This window comes from Vibrio sp. J1-1, assembly GCF_021728395.1.
Classification (GTDB): Bacteria; Pseudomonadota; Gammaproteobacteria; order Enterobacterales; family Vibrionaceae; genus Vibrio.
Genome location: NZ_JAKKCM010000006.1, coordinates 303,914 through 325,709 on the forward strand (window position 1 = coordinate 303,914; position 21,796 = coordinate 325,709).

The 21,796-nt window shown below is 45.5% G+C and carries 16 protein-coding genes and 1 tRNA gene; 9 read left to right on the top strand and 8 right to left on the bottom strand.

From position 1 onward, the window contains the following. Positions 1–18 precede the first annotated feature (18 nt). The 3 genes from L3V31_RS12315 to yejK form a co-directional block, all read right to left on the bottom strand. Positions 19–1,308, bottom strand: coding sequence for an Hpt domain-containing protein (locus L3V31_RS12315; RefSeq protein ID WP_237316317.1), 1,290 nt, complete (start codon positions 1,306–1,308; stop codon positions 19–21). Positions 1,309–1,604: 296 nt separating this feature from the next. Next, complete coding sequence (locus L3V31_RS12320) at positions 1,605–4,580, bottom strand: polysaccharide lyase family 8 super-sandwich domain-containing protein (protein ID WP_237316318.1); 2,976 nt, start codon at positions 4,578–4,580, stop codon at positions 1,605–1,607. Between the two features lie 524 nt (positions 4,581–5,104). After that, positions 5,105–6,106 carry a nucleoid-associated protein YejK gene (gene yejK, locus L3V31_RS12325; protein ID WP_237316319.1) on the bottom strand — a complete coding sequence of 334 codons (1,002 nt, stop codon included), beginning with the start codon at positions 6,104–6,106 and terminating at the stop codon, positions 5,105–5,107. A gap of 85 nt (positions 6,107–6,191) precedes the next feature. Here yejK and L3V31_RS12330 point away from each other — a divergent pair, with 85 nt between their 5' ends. From L3V31_RS12330 to fecE, 6 genes are all read left to right on the top strand, one after another. Then, positions 6,192–6,419: a YejL family protein gene (locus L3V31_RS12330; RefSeq protein ID WP_014232562.1), complete on the top strand. Its 228-nt coding sequence runs from the start codon at positions 6,192–6,194 to the stop codon at positions 6,417–6,419. Positions 6,420–6,440: 21 nt separating this feature from the next. Next, complete coding sequence (locus L3V31_RS12335; protein WP_237316320.1) at positions 6,441–8,249, top strand: DUF3413 domain-containing protein; 1,809 nt, start codon at positions 6,441–6,443, stop codon at positions 8,247–8,249. 155 nt (positions 8,250–8,404) lie between these two features. Beyond that, a tRNA-Ser gene (locus tag L3V31_RS12340) sits at positions 8,405–8,495 on the top strand. Between the two features lie 366 nt (positions 8,496–8,861). After that, positions 8,862–9,863: an iron chelate uptake ABC transporter family permease subunit gene (locus L3V31_RS12345; RefSeq protein ID WP_237316321.1), complete on the top strand. Its 1,002-nt coding sequence runs from the start codon at positions 8,862–8,864 to the stop codon at positions 9,861–9,863. Continuing rightward, positions 9,860–10,828, top strand: a complete 969-nt coding sequence (locus L3V31_RS12350; RefSeq protein ID WP_237316322.1) for an iron chelate uptake ABC transporter family permease subunit — start codon at positions 9,860–9,862, stop codon at positions 10,826–10,828. Before L3V31_RS12345 ends, L3V31_RS12350 begins: the two co-directional genes overlap by 4 nt. Beyond that, on the top strand, positions 10,828–11,592 hold the full coding sequence (fecE, locus tag L3V31_RS12355) for a Fe(3+) dicitrate ABC transporter ATP-binding protein FecE (RefSeq protein WP_237316323.1): 765 nt from the start codon (positions 10,828–10,830) through the stop codon (positions 11,590–11,592). Before L3V31_RS12350 ends, fecE begins: the two co-directional genes overlap by 1 nt. Before the next feature lie 77 nt (positions 11,593–11,669). On the opposite strand, the gene L3V31_RS12360 is transcribed toward fecE, so the two are convergent. Beyond that, on the bottom strand, positions 11,670–12,587 hold the full coding sequence (locus L3V31_RS12360; protein WP_237316324.1) for a histone deacetylase: 918 nt from the start codon (positions 12,585–12,587) through the stop codon (positions 11,670–11,672). A 128-nt stretch (positions 12,588–12,715) separates the two neighbouring features. Here L3V31_RS12360 and L3V31_RS12365 point away from each other — a divergent pair, with 128 nt between their 5' ends. Continuing rightward, positions 12,716–13,405: an SDR family oxidoreductase gene (locus tag L3V31_RS12365; protein ID WP_237316325.1), complete on the top strand. Its 690-nt coding sequence runs from the start codon at positions 12,716–12,718 to the stop codon at positions 13,403–13,405. A gap of 107 nt (positions 13,406–13,512) precedes the next feature. On the opposite strand, the gene L3V31_RS12370 is transcribed toward L3V31_RS12365, so the two are convergent. From L3V31_RS12370 to L3V31_RS12380, 3 genes are all read right to left on the bottom strand, one after another. Further along, positions 13,513–15,477 carry a DNA topoisomerase III gene (locus L3V31_RS12370; protein WP_237316326.1) on the bottom strand — a complete coding sequence of 655 codons (1,965 nt, stop codon included), beginning with the start codon at positions 15,475–15,477 and terminating at the stop codon, positions 13,513–13,515. Positions 15,478–15,577: 100 nt separating this feature from the next. Further along, the gene (locus tag L3V31_RS12375) at positions 15,578–16,126 is read right to left on the bottom strand and encodes an NAD(P)H nitroreductase (RefSeq protein ID WP_237316327.1); all 549 of its coding nucleotides are present in this window, start codon (positions 16,124–16,126) and stop codon (positions 15,578–15,580) included. Between the two features lie 191 nt (positions 16,127–16,317). Then, entirely contained in the window at positions 16,318–18,330 is a 2,013-nt protein-coding gene (locus L3V31_RS12380; RefSeq protein WP_237316328.1) for an NADPH-dependent 2,4-dienoyl-CoA reductase, read from the bottom strand. A gap of 224 nt (positions 18,331–18,554) precedes the next feature. On the opposite strand from L3V31_RS12380, the gene sppA reads away from it, so the two are divergent. Both sppA and ansA read left to right on the top strand, forming a co-directional pair. After that, on the top strand, positions 18,555–20,405 hold the full coding sequence (sppA, locus tag L3V31_RS12385) for a signal peptide peptidase SppA (protein ID WP_237316329.1): 1,851 nt from the start codon (positions 18,555–18,557) through the stop codon (positions 20,403–20,405). A 111-nt stretch (positions 20,406–20,516) separates the two neighbouring features. Continuing rightward, complete coding sequence (gene ansA / locus L3V31_RS12390) at positions 20,517–21,530, top strand: asparaginase (RefSeq protein WP_237316330.1); 1,014 nt, start codon at positions 20,517–20,519, stop codon at positions 21,528–21,530. Between the two features lie 73 nt (positions 21,531–21,603). Here the strand turns inward: ansA and L3V31_RS12395 are convergent. Continuing rightward, a partial coding sequence (locus L3V31_RS12395) for an IS3 family transposase (protein WP_237316331.1) occupies positions 21,604–21,796 on the bottom strand: 193 nt, incomplete at its 5' end.

Sequence of the window (21,796 nt, forward strand, 5' to 3'; positions counted from 1 at the left end):
TTTTAAGTCAGAGTAATATCAATCCGTTAGCGTTTTTTGTATCTTTTCACTTTTGAGAATATGCTTTGAAAAAAGTATGGTTTGCTCCAATATATCATTCAACTTATCGAGCTTACTTTCCGGTACGTTTTGGTTCTCTTTCATCAATAGCTCAATATCACCCGATATGGAATGTAAAGGCATTGCTCCCAGACTTCCTGAAACCCCTTTCAGACTATGTGCGACTCTTTGGGCTTGTTCTTTATCAGAGTGGAACAATTGGCATAACTTAGTGCCGTCGTTGGAATGCTCCTGAATAAACACTTCTAGCAACATACGAACGGCTTCTTCGTCACCAGACAATGATTCGAGCATGTTATTGATGTCGATGTAGGGTTCATCAGCCAACACTGGCATTTTTTCTGAAGATGAATTCGTAAGTATTACTTCTACTTCATTTTTCTTCGATGATCCTGGTTCGATGTTAATTTCAGGCTGATCTGTCTGAAGAGGAGCGATATTGGTTTCGGTGAGCTCTACTGCGTTCGAGTTAATAGGCTCTCTTTTACCGAAAGCAGCCCAGGTTACTACCCATAAAAATAATCCACTTACTCCGCCAAACAACACAATTAGCTGCGTAATTGATCCCTCCAAAGTCATATCCGTCATCGCTAGTTGATTTGCCAAATCAGGTTTGAGTAGCTGCCTCGCCCAAAAGCGCCCTTGCGCGTTCGCGGCAAGTGCGCTGGAGGTCTGCGCGAGTCTACGTTGAAACGCCGTACGCTCTTCGGCAATTAATGAGTCAGATGCAATAAAGAGGGAGTCAAGCTCTCGGTAAGTGTCGGCATTGGTCGTCGAATCACTAAAAATTGACTCTAATACCAGTGCCCCCAAGCGATAATACATTGATTCAACTTTTTCCGAGTTGTTGCCTCTGGCGCGACTGTTTCGCAACTGCTCTGCTAATGATACCAATTCATGATCACTGCCAATAAAGGCATGAGCATTTTCTAGAAACCGGTCCGTGGCATAGAATAACTGGGTGAAATCCGGTGGAAATATACCGCCCGAAGACTCGTTTTCAAGTTGAAGGCGAACGGCATAAACAAGCTGAAGTTTTAGAGAAGTTGGGTCGACGTGCTGCACGCGATAGGTTAGTTCGAAATTAAAGAAATTACGAACTTCCTCTATTTTGCTTCCCAACTCATTAACGGTTGAAAGCATTTGGATGGTTTGCTTCGATTGCTGCCAAAATCCAACCGCTAATACACACCACAAAACAAATAAAAACCAAACATAACGTCTGATCCCTGCTTTTAATTGCTGCAACTCGTCACTCTCCTCATATTTCCATTAATAACAAGGATATATCATTATTTCACAATAAACAGAGCTCCACGTCTCGACACGGCTTCATTAACGCAATAGAAAGCGATTTCAACTTAATCCTGGGTTAAACCCATTTTTGGTATCAGTCACATATAAAAAGAGCGCCTACCACGGCGCTCTTAATCTATTGATGCTAGTCATTTTTTAGAAAAGCTTGTCACGAGAGATCTTTTCATTTTCGATACTCTATTGAAAGTAAAGATCTGATCAGTGACATAGCGTGTTGCTTTTCAGTCTTAGTCTGATGCGGTTCCCAACTCCCCTTGGATCATAAGGCGAGCTGCATGACTCCCCGCGACACCGTCCACTTTTTCTTCTCGCGGAGATATGTGGACAAAACCACCTTGCCCTTTTTCGTCAATGTTAACCAACACCAGATTCAGATTGGATTCCATGCTCTGCGTGTTAACCACGTTGGTCACATCCAGTTCAACCCATTCATCAGTTTGCGACTCGGTCAGAGTCAGGATATTGGATGCAGGCGCACCTATCATATCTGGTAATTTATTCCAGGTCATACTGTGTTCAGACCAGTCCTGTCCACCATTAAAGGCAAAAGCTTGCAGACGGATAGGTTTCACCACTTTATCATCCCTATCTACGATCTTGCGTAAGTAGAACTTAAGCTTAGCTGAAGTGGCATTAATCCCCGCCAGCCCAGTGGTGTCAAAGTTCAGTACTGCTCTATATTCAAGGCTTGAGTTTTCAGCATGATTCTCTGCCCCCATATAGCTAGCACCACCAAAGTTATTATCAACTTGTTTACCACCCCGAATGTGACCATCACCTTTTACAATCAACTCTAGCTCTCCTTCAGCTAAAGTTTTTACGGCTGCAGCTCTGGCTATCGCTACCGTTTCAGCTCTGGCTTCGGCTTCTGCCTGAGCCTTGGCCCGGGCTTCTGCCTCGATTCTGGCTGTCTCGGCCACTTTGGCTTCAGCCTTTACAATTTCCTCTTGAAAAACCAGATTGCTGGCTTCAGCCCCCTGGTAAAACGGGAAGCTGACACTATGTCCCTGCTGCCCCGGCTCTCCATGGGTAATGACCTGTTGGGTTACTTTGCCTCTGGCACTAGACTCTAGCGCCAGATTTATGTGGGCATAAGAGTGATCCGGAGTCGAAATGGTTATGACAGGCTCTTTACCACTTTCATCCACCAGAACCAGCCCCGGATGATCGATGCTGACACTCAGATCAGGGCTAATTTGGATACTGCCTGCTTCATAGAACACAATTCCGGTTACCTTAAGAGCAGTGTGGTGCACAGCTTGGATACTCTCATTATTCTGAAGAACCTTCACTGGTAAGCGCTGCTGATAGACTGCTGTTTGCTCAGCCGTTTTCCCCGGAGCAATGACGTATTGGTATTTTCCGTTGTCAGGTTGTACACCGTGAGCAATACGTAATGTAAACACGTCTTTAGATACTTCATCTTTGGAGGCATTCTCCTTGATACGGGCCCAGTTTCCAGTTTGAGTCTGATTGGAAAGGTAATGTGACCCCTTCTCCAGGAAAATATACCCGACGCCATCATGGTGTACCCAGTTAGCGCTGCTGGCGTCATGGCTCCCTTGCTCGACGACCACACCATCAACAGTCACCTTGCCGTTAAGTAGAGTCTGGTTCAAGGTTGTATTTACATTTGCGCTGGAGCTGGATGAGATCCCAGCACCCAATGCAATAATTTCATCATCAAAACTGAACCATGACTTTTTCGCCTGAGTAGTAAAGTCTGGATGATCTTTGACTTTGGTATTCACATCCAGATCCATCACGGAAACACCATAGCGGCCGTCAGATACTCCTCCGACAAAGTCCTTAGTATTTTTGGTTCGCGAAGTTCCCCAACTGGCCGCCGGTCCTTCATATTCAGGTGCCGTCACGCCGGGTAACATCGTCCAGTTCCAAACTGGAAAAATGTTGTGGTACTCGTCACCACGTTGCTCGAGGAATGTGCTTCCGTAGCCAAGCCAGTAGCCTAGTTGGTTCTCGCCATTACCACTTTCGTTAGGCACTGTGCGTGTAGAGTTCATTCGGATACCGAAGAAATAATCATCCGCCATTTTGGTCGAATAATCACTGCGCCAGAAATGCTTAAAACCGTTCAGACCTGAAGGGACCCCCTGTCTTGCACCTGCCACATGGGCCTTAAACGCCATGGATTCATCAGCGCGTTGCGGCGTCAGTGCCGCCACCATATCCATCTGACCGAAGTTGCTATCCTGCTGTTGATTGATAACATCTTCCAGTGGTGATATCGGCGCTTTAGGGCGGCTGATACTCCGACCCCATGCGTTGTAATCCAGGTACTGACCACGCTTCATCCAGCGCCAACCGTCGAGCAGGAAATTTGCCAGCATATCTGTTTTTTCTTCGCTGAATCGCCATTGAGTGTCACGTAGAATATAGGCCATTCTCAGCGTAGCGTTGAACCAGACTTCTCCGTAAGAACTGTAGAGTTGTGCGCCATGAGCATGGAAAGAGTAGTCAGCTTGAAGTCCTTCGCTATCATTGGCGATGAAGATGGCATCTTCCATGTTTTGCACTGCAGCGGCGACCAGTGCTTTATTCTGGAGAAGCAGACCGCGATAAATGACGCCCAGATTGATATCACTGCGATTCCCTCCTTTAACTTTTTTACCGTCACTAGGACGGACACCCGGAGTCGTCGGCATGATCATTGCCGTTTCGAAACGCAAATGCATTGGCAGCTCGTCTCCCAGCATCAGGGCAACTTCACCCAGAAACTGCGGTTTGCCAATATCTTCCCACCACCAGTGAGCGCCGGGCTTGACCTTAAACCAGTAGCCCATCGCCTGTACAGCGGCATCGGCAAAATGTTGATCACCCGTCTGAACGAAAGCGGCAGCAATCATCCGCATATTGTTCAGGTGGGTTCTGGGTGTCCAGCCATTTTGATTCTGAGACGCGTAGTCCACGCCCTCCCAGCTACCATCCGCCTTCATGCTGCTGACATATTCCTGTGCCAGAGCAGGTATGGTCTTGTTCTCGCCATTTGCCATACGTGCCTGACGGGCCACAAAACCGTCCAGCATATTGATACGCACCAGCTCGAAATCACTCTGACCAACTACATTGTCTATAGATTTCGTCCTAGTTTGTTTATGGCTCCCATCCTCTTCTTGTTGCGGGTGGACACACCCAGTCGTCACCAATATTGCAGCAGCTATCACTGATAATTTGAACTTCAAAGCAAACCTCTTTCAATGTATGAGTTAAACAAAATAGAAACGCCATTTCTTTTATTTCAATTCGTTATTTCAAACATGAGAATAGTGCCTTTGTATGCACCTGAATACTTTAGGGTAGAGTGATCGTGACTTAGATCTTTATCGCTATGTTGTTTTATTACCCTTCTCGCAAAAACATTAATTATCAGCGAGTTAAATAATTTTTGTCATTGAGGATATTATATAGAGGCGGCAGTTCATTTCAGGCAAGAAAGGGAAAAGGTAGTCGAGAATGCTGGTTTTACTCATCACATTCAGAGGTCATGGGAAGCAAAGCAATACTAAAGGTTCTTGGAAACTTTTACGCCGTTGGTCTAATCATTTATTAGCTCTTTCAACTACTCGTTAACCAATGGCTACAGGCACACCAACTTTGCGGTATTCTCCTTAGATTCAGGGATGTTCTCGACGACGTTTTGAAATACACGTGTATATGGGGCAGGGCCAAGTGCGTATTTATTGCACTTAGCCCAAGATATGGAAGGTTACTTGTTGCGAGTTAACTGCTCACGCAGATTAGGTGGCGTGCCTTTGATCGTTAGCGTATCGGTCTCTGGATCATAAAAAATACGCTCTCCTAGAAGTAAGCTATCAAAGCTGATGTTTAAACCACCGCCCGCTCCAACATACTTGGTCAGTTTGCGGACCGTGGCGCGATCACCAGGGAATGACTCTTCAAGCTCATAGCCTTGCTCTTTAGTGAAGTCCATAAAGCTGGTGCCATCCTGGCTTGGTGGTAACTCACCAGAAAGCTCAGAGACTTGCACTTCTTCACCTGATTTAATCTGCTCGTTGCAGTAATCATAAACTTGCTTTTTGTACTCGTTCACTTCCTGCTTTTCTAACTTTGAATCAGCACAAAAATCATCAACGGCTTGCATTAGTACCAAGTTTTGTTGCTTCGTATCTAATCCAATATCTGCCTGAAGGAAGTCAAGGAAAAAGTCCGCTACTTTGCGCCCTACTCGGCCTTTGATGTACGACAGATAGCGGTTGGACTCTTTGTCCGTTTCGTAGCTCGATAAATCAATACGCGCCGCGATATCCATTTTAGTAATGTCTAAATAGTCGGTAGCACTAATGTCCAGACCTTCGGTTACTTTCAGACTTTGATTCGTTGGCAAAATACCAATGAACAAATAATTCGTCGCAAGGCTTTGATATTCGGCGAAAACTAAAATGCCTTCATCCGCGAATGGGTACTTAATCAACTCTTGTTTCAGTCGATTTGCACTAATTTGTGAGAAATCATAAAAATCTCGCTCGCCCTTGCGCATTTCTTGAAGCCAAAACTGAACTTCGCTGTCTGACTGGAAAGAACCAAAACCTTTACCAGCTTTAGAATGGAACACTCGATGAAGTTCCGCGACAAGGTTTTCAGTCGACGAATCATTTTCTAGTGATGCGGGGCGAAAGTTAACAACCAGTTCGTCCTGATCGTTTTTGCATAATTGATGCAGAATAACGTTTGAAAGATGAAGGCTCATAGTGATTTTATCTTGCTACAAGGTTTTAGTTGATGGGCATTGTAGGTTATCATAAGCCGCTTTTACTATCATTATTAGAGTCTTTATGCCGATTACATCTAAATATACTGACGAACAAGTAGAGAACATTCTTGCGGAAGTCGCTTTAGTTCTTGAAAAACATGCAGCTTCACCAGAGTTAACACTAATGATTGCCGGAAATATCGCAACCAATGTCTTAAATCAACGAGTTGCCGCTTCACAACGTAAAGCAATTGCTGAAAAATTTGCTCAGGCACTGATGTCTTCGTTAGAAACACCAAAAACACATTAATAACGGATAATTAGAACATACATGGTAGACAGCGGAAACTCATACGGCGAACGTGTATCCCGACTAGTAGGTTGGGGGCATTGGTTTGCATTCTTCAACATTGTAGCTTCAATGTTGATAGGCACACGCTATATTACTCAATCGCCTTGGCCTGAGACCTTGCTCGGTCAGTTTTACCTGGCAGTTTCTTGGGTTGGCCATTTTGGCTTTCTTGTTTTCGCTCTTTACTTGCTGGTTCTATTCCCGTTGACGTTTGTCCTGCCATCTCGGAAGCTATTCCGCTTGGTGGCAGTGATATTTGCCACTGTCGGTCAGACCATCTTATTGATCGATACTCAAGCCTATCAATCGATCAACTTACACCTGACACCAGTGGTTTGGGAGCTTTTATTTAGCGATGATAAAAGCGTTCTGAGTTCGGATCTGCAACACCTGTTTGTTGTGATGCCATTCATTTTCCTGATTCAACTCGCACTTTCAGAATGGGTGTGGCGAAAACAGCGCAAACTCTCGCATAAACACGTTGGCCGCCCACTGGCTATCCTGTTCTTCTTAAGTTTTACCACCAGCCATTTGGTTTACATTTGGGCGGATGCTTATTTCTATAACCCAATAACCAGTCAACGTGCTAACTTCCCGTTGTCCTACCCAATGACAGCGAAAAGCTTTATGGAAAAACACGGCTTATTGGATCGTGAAGAGTACCTTAAACGCTTGGCCGAAAACCAAGGCAATGTAGAACTGGTTAACTACCCGCTTGAAAAGCTAGAGTTCAATCGTCGCGTAAACAAACTTAACGTTCTGATGATCAGCGTGAATAATTTAAGAGCGGATGCATTAAATGAACAAGAGATGCCTAACCTCTACGAGTTTGCGCAGGAAAATCAGAATTTCCGTAACCACTACAGTTCAAGCAATGACACCTATGGTGCATTCGGTTTGTTCTATGGTTTGCCAACCAGTTACGCTTCAAGCATTCAGGCGCAAGGATCTTCACCCGTCATGCTTGACGTCCTCAAAGAGCAGGGTTATAGCTTTGGTTTATTCAGTGGTAATGGCTTTGAAGATGACCTTTATCCAGAGATCATTTTCAGAAACCTAAACTTGGCTGAACAACTAGACGGACAACAAACGCATACTGACAAACAGTCCATCGCCGATTGGAATAAATGGCTAGTAGAAAACGCTCAGCAGCCTTGGTTTAGCTACATCGAGGTAACCGCCGTTGATAACTTTGAATCGATTCCTTCAAATACTGATGAAGAAATGTCAGCAAGCGAACGATTTAAAAAGGCGTATGAGTTTGCGGTTAAATCAGCAGATAAAACCGTTGCCAGCGTAATTAATGAGTTAAAAGAAACTCAATTACTCACAAATACTGTGGTTATTATCACTTCAAATCACGGCAGTGAGTTCAATGAAACTAATACGAATAGCTGGGGTGCAAACAGCAACTACAGCCGTTATCAGTTGCAAGTACCAATGGTGATTCATTGGCCAGGCAGACTAGCGGGTGATTTCACTCACAGCACCAGTCACCTAGATCTGTCAGTGACGTTACTGCAAGACATGCTTGGGGTTTCATCGAACCCCTATGATTACAGTAGTGGTCGTAACTTATTTGATGAAAGTCGCCGACGTTGGATATTAGCTGGGGACTTAAGAGAACTAGCGTTAATAACCAATACGCAAACTACCGTGATCGATAAGTTTGGTAACTACAAACTATACGATAAAGATTACAAACGACTGCGCGACGATAGCCCTAAAATGCCAGTGCTAATGCAGGGCTTAACAGAGCTACAGCGCTTTTATACCAAAAGCAATTAATACCGTTTTTGCGCGTTTCATTCAAAAAAGCCCTCGAAGGAGGGCTTTTTGTTTACTAAAACAACAAACAACACAGAATTGAGCAGTAAACATGCAAACGGATAGATTTAGGGTTTACAAGTTTTTCAAAGCCTTATATTATTCTCGCCAACAACGGAGAGATGGCTGAGTGGTTGAAAGCACCGGTCTTGAAAACCGGCATACGTTAATAGCGTATCTAGGGTTCAAATCCCTATCTCTCCGCCACTTTTAGAAAGCCTGTTGAGAAATCAACGGGCTTTCGTCGTTTTAGCCTATGTGAAAACTTTACGGGATTTCTAAATCCCTAGTTGAACATAGCTCCAAAACTAGACGTCGCAACCTCCACCCTATTTAAGAAAGACGCCGCTAAGAAAGTGGCGGCCTCTTTCGTTTCTAGACGGATATCCCCAAAAAAGTAGCTGGTGTTCAGTGAGCACAATGGTCTCGTCTAGCGAACTTCTCTGGATCTACGTCCTTTTATAACAAGTTAATACAATTGATTACAATTATCATAAAGGTTACACTTGATGGGAGTTTACTCCTCATTCCTTGTATCAATATTTTAGCCAGAGAGTTCATACCTAGTAATCCATGCGAATTTTTTCCTCCACTATTTATCTCTGGATTCCTTTGATTCTATTATCAGTTTTGGGGTCTTGTTACTCACTTACCGCTTGGTCTAGTTTTTCGCTAAAGATCGCTCATGTATACCAGTATCTGTTTGAATTTGATCCTATGAGTATGGAGCAACAAATCATTTCTTCGATTCGTATGCCAAGAGTGCTGGCCGGTCTTCTGGTTGGCGCGAACCTTGCCGTTGCAGGATTAATGATGCAAGGGCTGACCAGAAACCCGCTTGCATCCCCCTCAATCTTGGGGATCAATGCCGGTGCAGCCTGCTTAATGGCACTGGCAAGTATCGGCGTACCCTTTTTAGAAAATATCCCAAGTGTATTAACAGCCTCGATTGGCGGGGTCCTCAGCGGTGCCGTTGTATTAACACTGGGTGGTTTCTTTTCTGCAAAACCTCACCCTCTCAAGCTCGTACTCGCAGGGATTGCCATCAATGCGCTTCTTGTCGGTGTGACCAGAGCGGCGGTGATATTGGCCGATGATCAAGCTTATTCCATCATCAGCTGGCTGGCAGGCTCTCTTTCTTCTGTCGAATGGCAACAATGGAACACATTATGGCCAACCAGCGTAATAGGATTGGTCGTTTCTCTTTTTGTGGCAAGACACCTTAACCTCCTTGCGCTTGGGTCAGACGTTGCCATCAGTCTGGGAATAAATATTAGGCTTACGAGAGCACTGACTTACCTCGCCGTCGTTTTACTTACGGCTTCCAGTGTCGCCGTCGCGGGACCAATTGGCTTCGTTGGTATGCTTGTTCCTCATATTGCCAAAAGATTTGTCGGTAACAACTTTATTACCCTCATCCCAGCGAGTGCTTTGCTTGGTGCTGCATTGATTGTTTGGGCTGATGCTTTGTCGCGATCGATTGCTTTTCCTGCCGAAACTCCGGTTGGTGTGATTACGGCACTTATTGGAACGCCTTGCTTTGTGTTTTTAGCCATGCGAAGTAAATCTTCATGAACAATATAAAACTCACTCTGCTCTCTTCTTCACTTTTGATTATCGCGATTCTAAGTCTGCTCGTTGGTGCATCTGACATTTCGATAAAACAGGTCTCATACACCCTACTCAGCGGTGGGGAGTTTGACTTCATTATCAATCAATACCGTTTACCACGTATCTTTCTTGCTATCGGCGTTGGTGCTGGCCTCGGGCTATCAGGTATGTTGGTTCAAGGCGTAATCCGAAACCCGCTAGCATCGCCAGATTTGATGGGAATAAGTGCGGGCGCAGGATTAGCCGCAACCACGTTATTAGTGATGTTTCCACAGGCGCCTACTCACTACTTACCTCTGGCCGCTCTTATCGGTGGTTTTGTTGCCGCCGGAATGATTCTGCTCGTCGGCTACAGAATACAACCAACCGCGGCAAGACTTGCGTTGATAGGTATCGCTATCAGTGCCTTTCTTTCCAGCTTTATTGATTTTTTAATGGTGGTACATCCGATAGAGATCAACACAGCCATGGTTTGGTTGACAGGTAGCTTATGGGGAAGAAACTGGGAGCAAGTCCCCTTTATATGGATAACTCTTGTTATCATGGTTCCGTTTGCCTATTGGTTAGCTTGGCGTCTTGATGTAATGGGGTTAGGAGAAGATAGCGCGACCTCACTCGGTATAAGACCAAAACGCATTAAGCTACTCTCACTGATTAGTGCCGTTATTCTTGCCAGCGTCAGCGTGTCTGTATGTGGCACGATCAGCTTTGTCGGGCTACTAGCTCCACACTTAGCAAGAATGCTTTTTGGCCATAATCATAAACTGCTTGTTCCCGGTGCTGCCTTGCTTGGTGCCTTCATGGTGCTGGTATCAGATACGTTAGCGAGGGGCATACACCCTCCTTTAGAACTTCCAGCTGGTGTTTTAACTTCTTTGATTGGCGCACCTTACTTCATTTTCTTATTGCAACGTTACAAGGGGTGGTGATGATCGCTGCAAATAATTTAAAAGTTTCTTATGGCGACAAGGTCATTATTGAAGCGCTCAATCTTACGCTTCCAAAGGGAAAAATTACCGCTCTTATTGGGCCAAATGGATGTGGTAAGTCAACGTTATTGAAAACACTAGCGCGAATCAATATTCCTACCAGCGGTGAGGTTCTTCTGAATGATAAAGCATTAAAATCATACCGAGACAAACATCTTGCCCAAGAAATGTCATTATTACCTCAAGTGTTAGAAACACCAGAGGGTATAACGGTGCGACGCCTTGCTGAATACGGCCGCTCACCATACCTTTCTCACTGGGGTCAGTTGGGCGAGCATGACAAGAAGATCGTCGCTAGTGCGCTGCGAGAAACTGGCGTAGAGGACTTCGCTGAACAAACCGTTGAATCCTTATCCGGAGGCCAAAGACAAAGGGCCTGGATAGCGATGATTCTGGCGCAAGATACCAATATTGTAATGCTGGATGAGCCCACCACCTACCTAGACCTGTCTCACCAGATTGAGCTGATGAAAATCATGAGAGAGATGAACAACAAAGGAAAAACGGTGATCGTCGTATTACACGATTTAAATCAGGCATGTCGCTACTGTGATCACTTAGTCGTACTCAAAAAAGGTCAGCTCATAGCGCAAGGTACGCCTAATGATATTTTCACCGAAACCCTGCTTAAGGATGTATTTTCGCTCGACGCAAGAGTTATTCAAGACCCTGTCGCTAACACCCCTATGTGTATTGCCCACTGAGAACGAGCGTTGTTTGAACTGTCTCTTAATCTAACCACTCACCATCACAAGGTTAAGAGGCAGCTTGTTGCGAAACGTTAGCTATACACTTCCAAACTCGCCTGAATCAAATTCATATGAATCGGGACAAGGTCTTGGTGATTGCTTCGGTACCCACCACCAACTACGGCTGCTACCGGAATGCCGCGTTCTTTCATTAACTGCATCAAGAAACGGTCACGCTCAAGTATGCCTTGCGTAGACACATCAAAATAACCAAGTTCATCGTCGGTGTGGATATCAACCCCAGCATCATAAATCACCATATCAGGGCGATGCAGATTCAGCGCCATTTCAACCACTTCTTTAAATGTCATTAAGAAGGTTTCATCATCGGTTCCCCTCACCAGAGGCACATCCAAATCAGATTCCGGTTTTCTAGCGGGGAAATTTTTATCACAGTGGAAAGAGAGCGTGACGATATCGGCTTCTTCCTGACACAAGGTGGCCGTACCATCACCGTGGTGTACATCACTATCAATGATTAAGATTTTATCTACATCGTCGTGATCCAGCATATGCTTTGCCGCAATCACAAGGTCGTTAAACAGGCAGAAACCACTGCCGAAGTCTCTGTGAGCATGGTGATATCCACCACTCAAATGCAAAGCCACGCCGTGTTTCAGCGCTTGTTCAGCCGTCAAAACCGTACCAGCAGCAGAAGTCAGCGTTCTGGTTATCAATGCTTCACTCCAAGGAAAGCCTATACGACGCATTTTGGCCGCAGGCATCGTGCCACTGACCAATAAATCCACGTACTCCGCCTCGTGAACTCGCTTAATATCTGCTACAGAAAGTGCGATTGGCTCGAAAAACTGCACGCGCTCTTGCCAGTTTTCGCTCACTAGCTTTTCTTGTACTGCCTCATAGAGGTATTGATACTTCATGATTGGGTAGCGATGCCCTGCTGGCAAATCAAGTTGTGAGTATATTGGGTGATAAATAAGTGGCAGCATCGGAGGTTCTTTTCATCAATGGTGGCAAAATAGTACCAAGTTCAACCATTGAATAAAATGCAATTTCACTGCTAAAGTTTTAAAAGCGAATACGATAACTCGACAACAAATATGGATAAGGGAATCAGATGAATTCTACCGTTTTTATTACCGGTGCAAATCGCGGTATTGGATTGAGTTTAACTAAGCTATACATCGACAATGGCTGGCAAGTACACGCGACAACTCGCAACTTAGCGAACAGCGACGAATTAGTAAGTTTAAGCGACCAACATTTCTCTTTAACACTTCATGAGCTTGATGTCACCGACTACCAACGAGTCGCCAAACTGGCCCAGACTCTGCCCCCAATCGACTTATTAATTAATAATGCCGGTTACTTTGGCCCTAAAGGTTGGGGATTTGGCAATACCGACGTAGAAGAATGGCGTAATGTCCTTGAGATCAACACGATAGCACCGCTAAAACTAGTAGAAGCCTTCTATCCATTATTACAACAGGGCCAAATGAAAAAGATCGCCTGCCTTTCTTCTAAAGTCGGCAGTATGACCGAGAATACGTCTGGTGGCGGTTATATTTATCGTTCGTCTAAAGCTGCGCTTAACTCGGTGGTGAAAAGTTTAAGCAACGATTTAACAGACCAAGGGTTCACGGTTCTTGCCCTTCATCCAGGCTGGGTTCGCACAGAGATGGGCGGGCAAAATGCTTTGATTGACGCTGAATTCTCAGCCGCCGGACTTGCTAACGTGATTGATGAAAGCACACAAGACAGTTCCGGACATTTTATTAATTATGATGGCACTGAAATACCTTGGTAGACGTATTCCGACTCAAGATGATACAAAAGGCGCAATAGAGAAGAATGCGGCTTGTTTGAATAGTAAAGTTTAAGGCGAAAGCAGCAAGTTTCAGTGCCGCTTTGTTTTTAAGTTGACTTACGTTTTGGTGTACCAGACTTAGAAGCGCTGCCTTTCGAATAACTGCGTTTCTTGCGCTTAAAAGCAGGGCGCTCGACTTTAGGTAAGTGTCGTAAAGACTCAGGAATTGGCCCTGACTTAACCTCTCCCATCAGGCTATCTATTCTCTGCTCCAACGCTTGCATAAACGGCTGATAGGCTTGATTTTTCTCTGCCATTCCCTGCAATTGGAACTCCCAGTGCGCCGTCATATCCGGATAAGTCGCATCTTGGGGAAGCGCATGAACCAAACCTCGGCCAGCAGGTGAGCTTAAAATCGATTTACCTTGACGAGTCAAAAGCTGGCGCTTGAAGAGTGTATCGAGAATTCCAGCTCGAGTAGCTTCGGTTCCTAGACCATCCGTATCACGTAGGATCTTTTTCAATTCTTTATCTGCAACATAGCGGGCAATTCCCGTCATGGCCTGCAACAGTGTCGCTTCGGTAAAGTGTTTTGGCGGCTCTGTCTTGCGGTCTTTTATTTCCCCTTCCCGACAGGTTAGCACCGTGCCTTCCGCTAAAGGCGGTACAGCATCAATGCCATCGTCTTCTTTGTCTGTTTTACCCATCAAAGCCTTCCAACCCGGAGAGACAAGCTGACGACCTTTCGCAATAAAAGTGCCCCCAGCAATATCAAATACCAGTTTAGCTTCGGCGTATATGGCCGCAGGGTAAAACTGCATTAGATATTGTCGTGCAATTAGCTGGTACACCTTCATCTCATTGCCGGATAACGCGTTCACGTTAGCTTGCTTAGGCGTCGGAATGATCGCGTGGTGCGCATCCACTTTTTTGTCATTCCATGCTTTCGATTTGATCGTTAAATCCGCGCCCTGAACCGCGCTTTGTAGCTCTTTGGCATTGTTATCAATTGCCGAAGTCACTGAACCCGCTTGTGCGTAGTGCTCCATCGGCAGGTAACGACAATCCGAACGCGGGTAAGTGATCAGCTTATGCTTTTCATACAACGCCTGGCAGGTATCCAGGACTTGCTGAGCACTCATGCCAAAACGCTTTGCCGCATCAATCTGCAATGCAGACAAAGAATAAGGTAACGGCGCTGACTGCTTGGTTTGTTTTTGCTCAGACTCTTTTACCGTGGCAGGTTGGGTCTTGATACGAGCAGCGACATTCTCCACCAGTTTTCGGTTCAGAACGCGCCCTTCCTCATCTTGCCAAGGTTTACAAGCCTCACTTGGTTTCCATCTCGCACGAATATCAAATGCGCCGTTTTGATCTTGATAGGGAATTAACGCATGCAAGGTGAAATAGTCTTTGGATACGAAGTTTTCGATTTCTTCATCTCGGCGAACCACCAAGCCAAGCACTGGCGTTTGTACTCTTCCTACTGACAACACACCTTGGTATCCAGCTTTTTGCCCCAGTAATGTGTAGGCGCGTGACATGTTCATACCATAGAGCCAATCCGCTCGAGATCGAGCCAGTGCAGATACCGAAAGCGGGATAAAGTCACGATTACTGCGTATTGAGTTCAGTGCCCGCTTTACTGCAGGTAAGTTCAAATCGGAAATCAATAGACGTTGTGTCGCTTGTTTCTTGGTTTTAGACAGCTTGCAGTAATCGAGTACTTCATCAACCAAGAGCTGACCTTCACGGTCCGGGTCTCCAGCATGAATCACTTCCGTCGCCTCTTTCAGCAATTTACGAATCACCGTCAATTGCTTACTGGCACTCTTTCTTGGCCTTAACTGCCACTGTTCAGGAACAATAGGCAGATCCGCCATATTCCACTTTTTGTAGCGTTCGTCATAAGCATCAGGCTCTACCTGCTCTAATAAATGACCGATACACCAAGTCACCACATCTCCATTACCACAGCGAATAAAGCCTTGGTCTTTCTTTTGAGGGTTCGGAAGTGCGGCAGCGATCGCGCGGCCTAAACTTGGTTTTTCAGCAATAAACAGACGAGACATAAGCTTTGGAAAGTAATAATAATTAGGGCCACATTATCGAATGTAGCCCTAATAAATCAAGAAAAACTGTATAGATAGACAGTAAAATTGTGGTTAGCGTTTATTGAAATACAACAAACTTCGACAAATCACGCTCCGGCACTTTCATTGGTGTGACATCTGCCGTACCTAAGTAAAGGAAACCGACGATTTGATCTTCACCTTCAAGTCCAAACGCTTTGTGCACTTCAGGATGGAACATCCATGGTCCTGAACGCCAGAAACCTTGGAAACCCTGTGCAACTGCGGCCATTTGCATCGCTTGAACAGCACAACCCGCCGAAAGGTACTGCTCTAGTGCAGGCACTTTTTCATGTGGCGTCACTTTTGCAATAACCGTAATTACCATAGGTGCGCGGAATGGTGCATTTTTCAGCTTCTGAACCACCGCTTCTTCACTGTTGTCCGCTAGCGCTGCTTTAACCAAAATATCAGACAGTTTATTCAGGCCTGTACCTTGCGAAATCACAAAGCGCCAAGGCGTTAAACCCGCATGGTCAGGCGCGCGCAGGCCAGCACGTATGATATTTTCCAGCACTTTACCTTCTGGTGCGGGCGCGGATAACTTGCCGACAGAACGGCGGTTAAGCAAGAGATCGAGAGCTTCCATGAACTGGTCCTTATTGAATCTAACTTGTATTTTGTCTGCTGGTCACTTTAGCACAATCTACACAGCTGAATAACAATCAGTTTTTTGGGGATTTTGCCTTTTTCGCAAAATACTATATTCCATTTCGAATGGAGATAAAAAAGCTGCGCACAATGCGCAGCTTTTCAGAACGTGTATGCGTAAATGCGTTTTTAGAGCTTCACTGCGAGCTTCACACCCTGACGGATTGCTCGTACGGCATCCAGCTCACCAGCGTGGTCAGCGCCACCGATAATATGTAGCTTATCACCTAGCTGAGACCATTTATCTTCAAACGGGCGGACCGATTCCTGACCAGCACAGATAACCACTTTATCCGCATTCAGCACTTGTGATTTGCCATCAACCTGAATGTGTAATCCACGATCATCGATTTTTTCGTAAGAAACACCACCCAGAAGGTGAACACCACGTTTTTCCAGAGTACGTTTATGGATCCAGCCTGTTGTTTTACCCGGACCTTTACCGACTTGCCCTTGGCGACGTTGTAATACCCAAACCTCTTTGTCACTTACTGAGTCAGGGAAAGGATACAAACCACCTGGTTGTGAAATCTCTTTATCAATACCCCACTCATGTAGCCAGTCATCCAACGTATGATCAACAGGCTCAGTAATCATGGTGGCAATATCAACACCGATACCACCAGCACCGACAATTGCGACTTTTCTACCAACAGGTGTCTTTTCACGGATCAACGTTTGGTAATCCACAACTTTTTCCGGATTATCAATGCCTTCAATCTTCACTTTACGTGGCTCTACGCCAGATGCCATCACGACTTCATCATACTCGGTGAGTAAATCAAAGTTCGCTTCAGTAGAAAGATGCAGATTGACACCGGTCTCATCAAGACGGTTAGCAAAATAGCGAATCGTTTCACGAAATTCTTCTTTACCCGGGATCTGCATAGCCAGGCGGAACTGCCCACCAATACGGTCATTCTTCTCGAACAAATCAACTTTATGGCCACGCTCTGCCAATGTTGTTGCACACGCAAGGCCAGCAGGACCAGCCCCTACGACGGCAATGTTCTTTTTCTTCAGCGCAGGCGCAACAACGATTTCGGTTTCATAACACGCTAATGGGTTAACCAAGCAGGTTGCACGCTTACCCTTAAATACGTTGTCCAGACAGGCTTGGTTGCAGCCGATACAGGTATTGATGAACTGCGCTTTCTCCTGCTCTGCTTTCGCCACAAAATAAGGATCAGCCAAGAACGGGCGAGCCATTGAAACCATATCAGCATGCCCAGAAGAGAGAATACGCTCTGCTTCATCCGGCGTATTAATGCGGTTACAGGTAATGATTGGCACCGATACATGCGGCTTCACTTTCTCGGTTACCCAAGTAAACGCACCACGAGGTACTTGTGTCGCGATTGTTGGAACGCGAGCTTCGTGCCAGCCAATGCCGGTATTGATGATGGTTACGCCTGACTCTTCAAGTGCTTTAGCCAGTTCAATCACATCCTCAAACGTGCTGCCCTGCTCAACGAGATCCAACATGGAAAGACGGAAAATAATGATGAACTTATCACCCACAGCTTTTCGTACCGCTTTCACGATCTCCAGTGGGAAACGCATACGTTTTTTGTAACTACCGCCCCACTCGTCGTAACGCATGTTGGTGCGTTTACACAGGAACTGGTTAATCAAATAACCTTCCGAACCCATCAGTTCTACACCGTCATAGCCAGCGATCTGAGCCAGTTCCGCACTTTTGGCAAAATCTTCAATCGTGCTCTTGATTTGACGCTCGCTCATTTCACTTGGAGCAAACTTAGAAATCGGCGCTTTGATACCCGATGCACTTTGCGCCAGCGGATGCATGGCATAGCGGCCTGCGTGCAGAATTTGCAGCGCAATTTTGCTTCCGTGTTTGTGAACAGCTTCGGTGACGACTTTATGCGCTTCTGCATGCTTAGGTTTACTGAATTCCGCGCTCAGAGGGTGCAATCGGCCACGAAGGTTTGGAGAGAAACCTCCTGTTACGATCAGTCCAACGCCACCTTTCGCGCGTTCTTCATAAAACGCGGCCAGCTTTTGCAAGCCTTCCTTGTCTTCTTCTAAGCCAGTATGCATTGATCCCATCAGAACTCGGTTACGTAATTGAGTGAAACCGAGATCCAGTGGTTTTAATAGGTTTGGGTACAGTGCAGACATTACTAAACATCCATTTTTATTATCTTGTGGGATGACATTACGTTCTGTGAACCAAAAAATCAAACAGGTGTTTACATTTTTGTAACACCGATCAATCTAGCTTTAAAATATGCCAATTGTGGGTGGAGCGTGATAAGCTAAAAACACGTTATCTTTTGAGATCTTAGAGATAAGAACCCATAATTTGTAAAATTACGAATTGGTTATCTCGTGATGGAGACATGATGAAAAAACTCTTCAAATTTATTGGTCTGATATTTAAAGGCTTATGGAAAGGCATCACATTTGTCAGACTTGCTCTGGCTAACCTGCTTTTCCTCCTGATGATCGCCGTTTTTTACTTTGCGTTTACCTACACTGGAGAAGGTCGACCTGTTGTAGAGAAAGAGTCTGCGCTTGTCATGAATTTATCCGGCCCAATCGTCGAACAACGACGCTATACGAACCCGATGGACTCCTTCACAGGCTCACTGATTGGTAAAGAGTTACCAAAAGAAAACGTATTGTTCGATATCGTCGATACCATCCGCTATGCCAAAGATGACCCTAAAATTACTGGTTTAGTTTTATCTCTGCGCGAGATGCCAGAAACAAACTTAACTAAGTTACGCTATATCGCCAAAGCGCTAAACGAATTCAAAGCGTCTGGTAAACCGATTTACGCTGTCAGCGATTTCTACAATCAAAGTCAATATTACCTCGCTAGCTACGCCGATAAAGTGTACCTAGGGCCAGACGGTGGAGTCCTGATTAAAGGCTACAGCGCCTACTCGATGTACTATAAATCGCTGTTAGAAAAATTAGATGTGTCCACGCATGTGTTCCGTGTTGGCACTTATAAGTCGGCAATAGAACCATTCACGCGAGACGGTATGTCCGATGCAGCGCAAGAATCTGCGACACGTTGGATCACTCAACTTTGGAGTGCATTTGTCGATGATGTCGCAACCAACCGTAAAATTGATGCCAAAGTTCTGAACCCAACCATGGACGAGCTGTTAACGGAAATGCGTTCTGTTAATGGCGATATTGCGAAGCTATCGCTTAAACTAGGCTTGGTCGACCAACTAGCAACTCGCCAAGACATTCGTACCCTGTTTGCAAAAGAGTTTGGTAGCGACGGTAAAGACAGCTACAACGCGATCAGCTATTACGACTATCAGGCGACAATGCACCCTGACTACACTACATCAGAGGATGATATAGCCGTGGTTGTTGCGAGCGGCGCAATAATGGATGGCCAACAACCAAGAGGTACTGTCGGCGGTGATACGGTGGCAAGCCTTCTTCGTCAAGCACGCAACGATAAGAACGTTAAAGCGGTTGTTCTTCGCGTAAACAGCCCGGGTGGCAGTGCCTTTGCGTCGGAAGTGATTCGCAACGAAGTCTCCGCATTGAAACAAGCAGGTAAACCCGTTGTGGTGTCAATGTCGAGCTTAGCGGCCTCCGGTGGTTACTGGATTTCTATGAGTGCAGATAAAATTGTCGCTCAACCAACCACACTGACGGGATCCATCGGTATCTTCAGCGTGATTACCACCTTCGAAAAAGGTTTCAGTAAACTTGGTATCCATACTGACGGCGTTGGTACGTCACCTTTCTCAGGTGACGGACTGTCAACCGGTCTGTCAGAGGGCACATCTCAAGCTATCCAAATGTCAATTGAACACGGCTACCAGCGCTTTATTTCTTTGGTCGGTGATAATCGTGGGATACCAGTTGAAGAAGTAGATAACGTGGCTCAAGGTCGCGTGTGGACAGGTCAGGATGCCATGTCATATGGTTTGGTAGACCAAATGGGTGACTTTGATGATGCTGTCGATCTCGCGGCGAAACTGGCAAATGTCACGGACTACAACCTCTACTGGGTTGAAGAGCCACTTTCACCAGCGGAGATTTTCCTCGACGAATTCATGAATAACGTCAAAGTATCCCTTGGTATTGATGTAACAAGCATGCTGCCGCAGAGCTTGCAACCTGTCGCTCAACAGCTAAAACAGGATGCGAGCATTCTACAGAGCTTTAATGATCCAAGAGGTCAATACGCTTTCTGTTTGAACTGCCAAGTTCAATAGCTTTGCTTAACGAGTCAAAAAGGGGCATATCTTAGTGATATGCCCCTTTTTATTACCCATCAATTCGTTATAATCCGCGCACTGCTCCCCCACATGAAAGTAAATAGAACGATGACTAGAAAACACATCTATATCGCTTATACCGGTGGCACCATCGGTATGCAAAAGTCCGATCACGGTTATGTGCCTATCGCTGGCTTTATGGAGAAACAATTAGCCGCGATGCCAGAGTTTCATCGTCCAGAAATGCCGGAGTACACCATCCACGAGTACGATCCATTGATCGATTCGTCAGACATGACCCCTGCCGACTGGCAGCAAATTGCTGATGACATTCGTGCTAACTACGACAAGTACGATGGTTTTGTCATTCTGCATGGTACAGACACAATGGCTTATACCGCATCTGCGCTGTCTTTCATGCTGGAAAACCTTGGCAAGCCAGTCATTGTGACAGGTTCTCAAATCCCATTGGCAGAGCTGCGCTCAGATGGTCAGGCAAACCTGTTGAACGCACTGCATATCGCGGCTAATTTCCCGATCAATGAAGTTACGCTGTTCTTCAACAATCAGTTGATGCGTGGCAACCGCAGTACGAAATCACATGCTGACGGTTTCAATGCCTTCACTTCACCAAACCTTGCTCCCTTGTTGGAAGCGGGAATCAATATTCAGATTAGCAATAGCGTGACAGTGGGTGCTCAGCCTGAAGGCGAATTTAAAGTGCACAACATTACACCTCAGCCAATTGGTGTTATCACCATGTACCCAGGTATTTCTCATGAAGTGATTCGCAACACGTTACTTCAGCCTGTAAATGCGATGATTCTGCTCACGTTTGGCGTGGGTAACGCACCACAAAACCCAGAATTGCTTGGTCATTTAAAAGAAGCATCGGAACGTGGCGTTATCGTGGTGAATTTAACGCAATGTTTAGCTGGTAAAGTTAACATGGGTGGTTACGCTACAGGCTGTGCGTTGGCTGATGCTGGAGTGATCAGTGGATTTGACATGACGCCTGAAGCGGCACTAGCCAAACTGCATTATCTTCTAAGCCAGAACCTGTCTTACGAAGAAGTAAAAGACAAAATGCAGCAAGTACTACGTGGTGAAATGAGCCTTTAAAAGCTCAATACTCAACACTTAAAACCTAAAAAGCCCAATGATTGAAGTGACCCCATAAAGTTGGACATTTCTATTAAGCGGCTTGTAAGGCCTGATTTCGATATTCAATCGGAGTCAGGCCTTTTAGTTTTGCCTTGATCCGTTTGGTGTTGTAATACTCGATGTATTCTTCAATTTTCTCTATAAGATCATTCGCGTCTTTGAAGGACTGATTATGGTACATCTCTGTCTTCAGCAGTGCGAAGAAGTTCTCAGCAACGGCATTG

Bases quoted from the DNA above. Each gene is read 5' to 3' on its own strand.
- L3V31_RS12345 (WP_237316321.1), top strand. From the start codon at position 8,862: ATGCGAATTTTTTCCTCCACTATTTATCTCTGGATTCCTTTGATTCTA.
- L3V31_RS12380 (WP_237316328.1), bottom strand. From the start codon at position 18,330: ATGTCTGCACTGTACCCAAACCTATTAAAACCACTGGATCTCGGTTTC.
- L3V31_RS12370 (WP_237316326.1), bottom strand. From the start codon at position 15,477: ATGTCTCGTCTGTTTATTGCTGAAAAACCAAGTTTAGGCCGCGCGATC.
- fecE (WP_237316323.1), top strand. From the start codon at position 10,828: ATGATCGCTGCAAATAATTTAAAAGTTTCTTATGGCGACAAGGTCATT.
- L3V31_RS12330 (WP_014232562.1), top strand. From the start codon at position 6,192: ATGCCGATTACATCTAAATATACTGACGAACAAGTAGAGAACATTCTT.
- L3V31_RS12365 (WP_237316325.1), top strand. From the start codon at position 12,716: ATGAATTCTACCGTTTTTATTACCGGTGCAAATCGCGGTATTGGATTG.
- sppA (WP_237316329.1), top strand. From the start codon at position 18,555: ATGAAAAAACTCTTCAAATTTATTGGTCTGATATTTAAAGGCTTATGG.
- L3V31_RS12360 (WP_237316324.1), bottom strand. From the start codon at position 12,587: ATGCTGCCACTTATTTATCACCCAATATACTCACAACTTGATTTGCCA.
- L3V31_RS12350 (WP_237316322.1), top strand. From the start codon at position 9,860: ATGAACAATATAAAACTCACTCTGCTCTCTTCTTCACTTTTGATTATC.
- ansA (WP_237316330.1), top strand. From the start codon at position 20,517: ATGACTAGAAAACACATCTATATCGCTTATACCGGTGGCACCATCGGT.
- L3V31_RS12335 (WP_237316320.1), top strand. From the start codon at position 6,441: ATGGTAGACAGCGGAAACTCATACGGCGAACGTGTATCCCGACTAGTA.
- L3V31_RS12375 (WP_237316327.1), bottom strand. From the start codon at position 16,126: ATGGAAGCTCTCGATCTCTTGCTTAACCGCCGTTCTGTCGGCAAGTTA.
- yejK (WP_237316319.1), bottom strand. From the start codon at position 6,106: ATGAGCCTTCATCTTTCAAACGTTATTCTGCATCAATTATGCAAAAAC.